General features: G+C 59.3%; 1 protein-coding gene. It reads left to right on the plus strand.

Annotated elements, in window-relative coordinates; translation table 11 throughout:
- Positions 1 to 301 precede the first annotated feature (301 nt).
- Positions 302 to 1,503, plus strand: a 1,202-nt coding sequence (locus ABX749_RS32570; protein ID WP_372899704.1) for an arylsulfatase, incomplete at its 3' end; no start/stop codon positions are given.

Consider the following 1,503-nt stretch of genomic DNA (forward strand, 5'->3'; position numbering starts at 1 on the left):
ACTGAGTCGACGATGCAAGTTGCGGACCGAACGGGCACGCAGGAGGATGTCAAGCTGTTCAGCGTATCGGATTCCGCGGAGCGAGTCATGGCCGCACGAACGACGGGTTGGGGGGAAACGAGGTCGGCTTGTCAAACTTCGCAAGGTCGACATTGCGATCGGATGCGTCGATCGCCCAGGGATCTTGCCGAGTTTTTTTCAGATGTGGCGAGTGGAGCGGCAAACTTGGATAAGATCTAGCCTGATCACCAAGTTTCATCACCCGACATCGACCGGTCCCCGCAGTATGTTTTCGTGTCTATTGTCACATCGAATCACGGCACTCGCAGTTCTCGCCACCGCTTCCCTGCTCACATCGCTGCTCAAGGCCGAGGCGACTGAGTCAACCGCACGTCCCAACGTGTTGTTGATTCTGACTGACGATCAGGGCTGGGGCGATTTGGGTTCCAGCGGCAACCCCATCATTTCGACTCCGACGCTGGATCGCCTGGCCGGCGAGAGCGTTCGGCTGAACCGGTTCTATGTGTCACCGGTTTGCGCACCCACGCGGGCGGCGCTGTTGACCGGGCGGTACCCCGAACGCACCGGTGTTGCCGGCGTCACCGGTCGCCGCGAAGTCATGCGGGCGGCGGAACGTACGATGGCAGAACGGTTTCGCGACGCCGGTTATGCAACCGGCTGTTTCGGGAAATGGCACAACGGCGCCCAGATGCCGTTGCATCCCAACGGTCAAGGCTTCGAAGAATTCTTCGGTTTTTGCGGCGGTCACTTCAACCTTTACGACGACCCGCTGCTGGAACGAAACGGCGTCCCCGTGCGAACCAAAGGCTACATCACCGATGTGCTGACCGACGCCGCGATCGAGTTCCTCAAGACGCCGCGCGAGCAACCGTTTTTCTGCTACGTGCCTTACAACGCGCCGCACGGACCGTTCCAAGTCCGCCAAGACCTGTTCGACAAGTACGACACCGGAGAAATTTCAGAGAAAACCGCGGCGGTCTACGCGATGGTCGAAAACATCGACGACAACGTCGGCCGCTTGTTGAACACGCTCGAGCAGCAAGGCAAAACGAACGACACCATCGTCCTGTTCTTGACCGACAACGGGCCCAACGGCAAACGATTCAACGGCGGCATGCGCGGCGCCAAAGGCAGCGTCCACGAAGGCGGGTGCCGCGTGCCGTGCTTCATCCGTTGGCCGGGGCGGATCCAACCGAAGCGGATTGAGCAAATCACCGCGCACATCGATTTGCTGCCGACACTCGCCCAATGGTGTGGAATTCCATCGGATGATTCGGCTGCGTTGGACGGCCAAAGCCTGGTGAAATTGATTCAAGACGGCAGCGATCCGGCACTCGCCGAGCGTTCGATCTTGACCTACCGCCCGAACCAATCACAGCTCGAAAAATTCGGCAAGGCTGGCGTCCGCACCAATCAATATCGGCTGACCATCGAAAATGCCAAGGTCGCGCTGTTTGACATGCATGCCGATCCCGGACAGGA

Origin of the sequence: Stieleria sp. (assembly GCF_041595215.1) — a bacterium.
GTDB lineage: Bacteria > Planctomycetota > Planctomycetia > Pirellulales > Pirellulaceae > Stieleria > Stieleria magnilauensis.